We start from the raw sequence: 6,520 nt of genomic DNA, 5'->3' as shown, positions 1-6,520 counted from the left end.
TAGCATTTTGTATTTTAAGCTACTTTATTAGAGGGCGTGAGAGGATATTTCACACAGTCTGCTGTCCCCTTGTCCCAAACGCAAAGGGGAAAGTGTATGGAGACTGTTTATGAGGCGTTAGTGCAGGCGGCGTTGGCGGCTAAGGCCGATCATGCTGCCATTGCAGAAGTGGCAAATATCAAATTTGTCGAGGAATTCCGGCAAGCCTGTGAACAAAATGTATGCAGGAAATACAATACCAACTGGGTTTGTCCGCCGGCTGTCGGAGCTTTTGCCGAATTAAAAGCCCGGGCTTGCCGGTATGCGAACGGACTGTTGTTTCAGACCGTGCATCAAATGAAAAGTTCATTTGACTGGCAAGGCATGATGGCGGCTAAGAAAAATCATGACAAGGTGTTCAGAGACATTCTGGCTGCTGTGAGGAACAAGCACAACCTCCGGGACATTCTGCCTTTGAATGCCGGTGCCTGTGAATTTTGCGCCAAATGCTCCTATTTGGACAACGAGCCCTGCCGGTTTCCGGAAGAGGCCTTTGCCTCGGTGGAGGCCTACGGAATTGACGTTATTCAATTGGAAAAAGCCTGCGGGATTCCGTACTATAATGGGAAAAACACCGTCTCATATGTAGGACTTATCTTGTTTAATCCGATATGAAATTAAATAAAGATTTTTTTACAGCAGGGTGTTAGTAATGTTTTGCCGCCGGCGTTTAACCGGCGCTCTTACTAACACCCTGCTGTAAGTTTTTATTGGCTCAGAATACTGGACAGTAAGTGCTTGTATGGTGTGATTTGTTCCGCTTTTGCGGCAAATATGATTTATTTGAAATATAAGAAAATAGTGTTGACAAAATAGCAGAAGCGAGTTACTATACATATAGATGTATATACAACATACCGAATTGGAGGAACAGTTCATATGTTAATTATCGGAGAACTTATTAACACCAGCCGTAAAGCCATTCGTGAAGCTGTTGAAACAAGGAATGCCGCATATATACAAGAGGTTGCCAGACAGCAAGAGGCTGCAGGCGCCAATTATCTGGATGTAAACTGCGGTACCATGGTTGGGCAGGAAATTGAATGCATGGAGTGGCTGGTAAATACCATTCAGGAAGTTACCGACCTGCCGCTTTGTATTGACAGCCCTGACGAAAATGCGCTGCGGGCCGGGTTGCTGCTGGCGAAAACGGCTAACGGCAAACGCATGATCAATTCCACAACAGCGGAAGAAAAGCGTTATCAGGCGGTGATTCCGCTGGTAAAAGAATTCAATGCCAAGATAGTGGCTCTTTGTATTGAGGATGCCGGTATGCCGGAAACGGCCGAAGACCGTTTGCGGATTGCCAGCAAGCTGGTCGACGATATGGCAAAAGAAGGAATTGCGCAGGATGATATCTATCTGGATCCCCTGATTAAACCATTAAGTACCAATGATAAATATGGAAAATCGGTATTGGATGCCATTTACGCCATCAAGAAAAAATACCCTGCCGTACATCTCACCTGTGGCCTGAGCAATATTTCCTATGGCCTGCCTAACCGGGCGGTTCTCAACCGGCTATTTGTGGTACAAACCATGACGGTAGGGATGGACGGCTATATCCTGAACCCGACCGATAAAGCCATGATGGGTGTGGTATATGCCTCCCAGGCGCTGCTTGGCAATGACAGATACTGCAGCAAATATTTGAAAGCCCATAGAAAGGGTCTGTACGAATAATTGCAGTCCGGTGAACTTACTTGCATGAACTTTGTGGGAAAAATTAAGAATATGGGGGAATGTAAAATGGCAAAAGTTGATTTGGTAAAAGCGGTAACCGAGCTGGAAGAAGATTTGGTAATTGAGGCAGTGAAGGCGCAGCTTGCCGACGGTGTGCCGGCGGTTGAAATCCTCGGCCAGCTGCAGGAAGGCATGGAAGGAGTCGGCAAGCTTTATGAAGCCAATGAGTATTACCTGTCCGAATTGATTATGTCTGCCGAAGTATTCTCCAATGCGGCGGCGCTTTTGGGTTCGGCCCTTGCGGAAGGCGGCGATCAAAAGGCAATTGGTACCGTCATCCTGGGAACAGTAAAAGATGATATACATGACATCGGTAAAAATATTGTATCAACAATTCTTAGCTGCAATGGATTCAAAGTAGTGGATATCGGTGTCGATGCTCCGATCGAGACCTTTGTTGAGGCGGTAAAAACCCATAAACCTGATGTAGTCGGCATGTTCTGCCTGCTGACAACTGCATTTGATGTGATGAAAGAAACTGTGGCGGCGGTAAAAGCCACCGGCACAAGTGCCACTGTTTTGGTTGGCGGCGGTCCTGTTGATCCCAATGTTGCCAAATGGTGTGCGGCCGACGGATATTGTAAAAATGCCTATGATGCTGTGGAAATGTCGAAACAGGCTTCCGGCGCTAACTAATACTGCAGTATCCTTAGGCATGTGCGGGTTTTACTAACTAAACTGATATAAGGGGGGATCACTGCTATGAAATATGAAGCACAAGCCGGCAAGCCCAAGGCTGCCGCCGGCAAAGCTGAATCAGGAAATACCGGTAATGCGGGCAGCGCCGATAAGCAGAAGATCCTGCCTGACGGTCAGAATGGGCAGGAAACGTGCGGAGCTGAAGAGGTACGCCAGATTATTGACAGGATGTTAACCATTGCGCAGGAAATTGGCTGGCTGAGTGAACGCAAAGTCCCGGTGGAAAATGATAACATGGAGACGGCAGCGCCGGTTACATCCCGACAGTGAAAATGTTTCTTTAGCAGGAATCCGGGTTGTATGGCAATCCGGATTCCTGCTAAGTGCAGTTACAAAGAATTTTTCTCAGTGGAATTTCCATAAATATAAATATGGTATACTTATTTTAATCGTGCAGGCTGCTTGCAATGCAAGCAATCAGGGGAGGGATATGATGCGTATTTTGCTTTTTGGCGGTTTCCTGGGCTCTGGCAAAACAACTACCATACTGCAAATTGCCAAATATATTACGGTAAACAAGCAGGAAACGGTGGCAATTATTGAAAATGAAATTGGCGAAGCGGGGATTGATGATCAGCTTTTGAATGATAGCGGCTTGCAAGTAAAACCGCTGTTTGGCGGGTGCGTATGCTGCCAGATAACCAGTGATCTCGTAACTGCCGTCAGAGAGATAAAAGAAACCATCCGCCCCGACTGGCTGATCATTGAGATGACCGGTTTAGCCATTCCGGGTAATATTGCCAAACTGATTCATGAATATTGCAACTTTTATACCGGTTTCAAAACAATAACCATTGCTGATATGGGACGCTGGCTGGAACTGAAGGAAATGATCGGGCCGCTGGTTACCGGGCAGGTGGAGAAAGCCGATCTTGTGCTTGTTAACAAAGCCGATCTTGCCGGTGCCGATGAGCGGGAAGTTATGGAGGACATCAGGGAAATTGCCGGTGGTGCGCCGGTTATGATTACCAGTGCGGCAGACAGGCTGGCGACGGCGGTAATCGAGGAGGTCATTCGTTTTGAATAAGCTGGATGATGCGGTGGTGTTCAGTAAAAAGTACAATATTGTCTTTGCCAGGCCGGTTGCCAGGCCGGTTATTGAAAAGCTTGCCAATTGCCTGATTCAGGATATCGGCAGGCCTTTAGCCCACAAAGGGGTTATTATGGGGCATATTAAAGTACTGGCAAAGCTGACAGAGGAAGAATTTTTATTTTTGTCACTGACAAGAATGGACCGGGTGGATAGCAAAACTTCTTCCCGCTGGCCTGCTGGGGCAGATGATTCACGGGATGGTATTGATTTGGATATCAATGTCTTGGTTTTTGGGCATGATGACAAGACGATTGAAACAGTGGTGGAAGATTCACTGGCTGTTTTCCGCAAGAATGCGATTGGATACGGGCTTGCCAACTAAAAGCTGTTCCGATGCCTGTCTTAGACAGGCACGCTACATACATTTCACCAGAAAGAAGAACAATCATATAACAGTTCTTCTTTTTTGGTTTCTATTATACTGACCGAAAGAAGGCTGATCCAATGAACACAGATACAAGGTATAAGCTGTTGGTGGAAGGCAGCGACCGGGTTCTGGCCTGCAGCCCGGACCAGACTGTTTTGCAGTCACTCATCGCCGGCGGCGTATTTGTAGAAGCTAACTGTGGTGGCAGAGGCACGTGCGGAAAGTGCAAACTGCAAGTGACCGGCGGTCAGGTGGCCGGTAAAGACAGGTCGCCTGTCGAGCCTGACGGCGAGAATAGCTACCTGGCCTGCCGGATTTATCCGCAAACTGACATCACTATCCGCCTGAAGCAGGCCGGGGCCAGTCAAAAAGGCCAGACTGCCGAAATCTTTGTGGAAGAGGGCAGCCCGCTGATTAGTAAGGTGGTGCTCACTCCCGTATATCCTACGGTAGAACAGCATTATTCCTTGCAGGAAATGCTTGCGCAGGCGCTGGCTGCCCGGACAGGCGGCTTCGGCGACGGCAGTGGCGATATGTTCTTTGCAACTCCGGACCTGCTGCGCAGGTTAGACCAGGTGGCGGCAGAGAAGCCTGCGTGCATTACTCTTACTTTGCTTGACAGGCAGGTTATCGCCATTGAAGCCGGTGATACAGCCGGCCGGCTCTATGGCGTGGCCTTTGACATCGGCACCACCACGGTTGTAGGTATGCTGGTGGATGTTAGTGCCCGCAAGGTGGTTGCCGTGTCTTCAAGAAATAACCCCCAAGCCTCAATGGGTGCGGATGTTATTTCCCGGATTCAGGCCACACACGAGCTGGAAGGCGGGCTGGAGCGCCTGTCCCAGCTTATCCGGCATTGCCTGAATCAGATTGTTGCCGATTTATGCGCGGCGGCTAACATTGTGTCACAGGATATTTACGCGGTAGCCATTGCCGGGAATGCCACCATGGCACATTTGGTATTGGAGATTTCACCGTCAACCTTGGTACGCAAGCCTTATGCGGCGCTGTTCAAATATATAGCGCCGCTCAGCCCGCAGGAGATAGAACTGGCGATAAATCCCCAGGGAAAAATTATCGTATTGCCCGGTATTGCCAGCTTTATCGGCTCCGATACCACGGCTGCCATTGTGGCTGTTGACCAGGATAGAGCGGCAGCTCCCCTGCTGCTGGTGGATTTGGGCACCAACGGCGAGATGGTTATCGGGGACGGCAGGAGCCTGTACGCCTGCTCCACTGCTGCCGGTCCGGCTTTTGAAGGTGCTCATATCCGGGACGGCATGCGGGCGGCAGAGGGAGCGATTACCGATGTGGTCATTAACGGGGATGAGGTTGTAATCCAAGCCATTGGCCATGGCAGGCCTGCCGGAATCTGCGGCTCAGGGATTGTCAAGGCCGTTGCCGAACTGGTAAAGCACAGGATAATAAATGCCGGCGGGCGGTTTGACAAAGCGGTGATGGAAACCTTACCGGCACAGCTGCGGCAGCGCCTGAAAAATCAGGATGGACAATGGGAGTTCGTGCTGGTTAACGGGGAAGACAGCGCTACCGGTACCGACATTTCGATTACTCAGGCCGATGTACGCCAGATTCAACTGGTGAAATCATCTATATGCACAGGTATTCAATTTTTATTCGATAGGGTGGACGCGGACCGTGAACTAAAGGTATACCTGGCAGGTGCTTTTGGCAACTATATTGATATTGACAGTGCTTTGGCAATTGGCCTGCTGCCGGGAATCAGGCAAGAACAGGTTTTCTCTGCCGGGAATGCTGCCGGGACAGGTGCTGTGCAAGCCTTGTTATCACTGGAAAGAAAAGAGCGCTGTATTGCGATTGCTGCCAAAACCGGCTATGTAGAACTGGCAGCGCAGCCAGGATTTCAGCAACGCTTTTTGGAAAATCTGAATTTCCCGCAAAGATAACCGGTTAGTGTCCATATTTACTGTAATCGAACAAATTAGCTGCTGAAAAAATGCACCTGGGCGGGCAGGTGCATTTTTTTTACTCCAACAGCTCACCATTGCCAAAGCCTGGTGCAAGCCGTGTTTTCTTTATGGCGGTGTGATCAAATCAGTTGACAGAATTACCCGGCGTCATATACGCTACTATAGTAGGAATGTAAAAGCAATCACCATGACGAAAGTAGGAGGATATGATGTTGAAACTACTGCAAATGACTGGACAAGTTATGTTGTTATGGATTATTTACTGGCTTGGCAATCAAATTACCGTCATTACCGGTTTGCCTATCCCCGGTACCGTATTTGGGATGGTGCTGTTATTTCTGCTGCTTTTGTGTGGAATTATTAAACTTAGTTATATTCAAGAGGCTGCTGATTTTTTACTTAAACATATGTTGTTTTTCTTTATACCGATAGCTGTTGGCTTAATGGACTGGGGAGCTATGTTTTACGAACATGCCGCAGTGTTGACGCTGGCCATAGTGGCCGGGGCGGTCTTGCCCTTTTTTACTGTAGGGATTATTACCCAGCTTGTATATAAGGAGCATTCCTGTAACGAACAAAAAAGAGTTTTGAACAAAAAAGTACCTCCTGTTAGAATACAGGGTGTAAGGC

At 48.5% G+C, this 6,520-nt stretch carries 8 protein-coding genes; all 8 read left to right on the top strand.

Going from position 1 to position 6,520, the window contains the following annotated elements; genetic code table 11:
• Positions 1–96: 96 nt before the first annotated feature.
• Positions 97–654 (top strand): DUF2284 domain-containing protein, encoded by a 558-nt coding sequence (locus GT1_RS21595; RefSeq protein ID WP_188400453.1) that lies wholly within the window; start codon positions 97–99, stop codon positions 652–654.
• Positions 655–918: 264 nt separating this feature from the next.
• Positions 919–1,722, top strand: coding sequence for a methyltetrahydrofolate cobalamin methyltransferase (locus GT1_RS21590; protein WP_188400452.1), 804 nt, complete (start codon positions 919–921; stop codon positions 1,720–1,722).
• A gap of 66 nt (positions 1,723–1,788) precedes the next feature.
• Positions 1,789–2,418 carry a B12-binding domain-containing protein gene (locus tag GT1_RS21585; protein ID WP_075756682.1) on the top strand — a complete coding sequence of 210 codons (630 nt, stop codon included), beginning with the start codon at positions 1,789–1,791 and terminating at the stop codon, positions 2,416–2,418.
• A gap of 66 nt (positions 2,419–2,484) precedes the next feature.
• Positions 2,485–2,751, top strand: a complete 267-nt coding sequence (locus GT1_RS21580; protein WP_075756683.1) for a hypothetical protein — start codon at positions 2,485–2,487, stop codon at positions 2,749–2,751.
• A gap of 160 nt (positions 2,752–2,911) precedes the next feature.
• On the top strand, positions 2,912–3,508 hold the full coding sequence (locus GT1_RS21575) for a GTP-binding protein (RefSeq protein WP_188400451.1): 597 nt from the start codon (positions 2,912–2,914) through the stop codon (positions 3,506–3,508).
• The gene (locus GT1_RS21570; RefSeq protein ID WP_188400450.1) at positions 3,501–3,896 is read left to right on the top strand and encodes a hypothetical protein; all 396 of its coding nucleotides are present in this window, start codon (positions 3,501–3,503) and stop codon (positions 3,894–3,896) included. The genes GT1_RS21575 and GT1_RS21570 overlap by 8 nt, the downstream gene beginning before the upstream one ends.
• Before the next feature lie 122 nt (positions 3,897–4,018).
• The gene (locus GT1_RS21565) at positions 4,019–5,866 is read left to right on the top strand and encodes an ASKHA domain-containing protein (protein WP_188400449.1); all 1,848 of its coding nucleotides are present in this window, start codon (positions 4,019–4,021) and stop codon (positions 5,864–5,866) included.
• 230 nt (positions 5,867–6,096) lie between these two features.
• Positions 6,097–6,520, top strand: a 424-nt coding sequence (locus tag GT1_RS21560) for a CidA/LrgA family protein (RefSeq protein WP_223226437.1), incomplete at its 3' end; no start/stop codon positions are given.

Source organism: Sporomusa sp. GT1 (assembly GCF_014634905.1).
Taxonomy (GTDB): domain Bacteria; phylum Bacillota; class Negativicutes; order Sporomusales; family Sporomusaceae; genus Sporomusa; species Sporomusa sphaeroides.
Note: the sequence above shows the minus strand (reverse complement) of the source record. Positions and strands in the feature narration are given on the sequence as shown.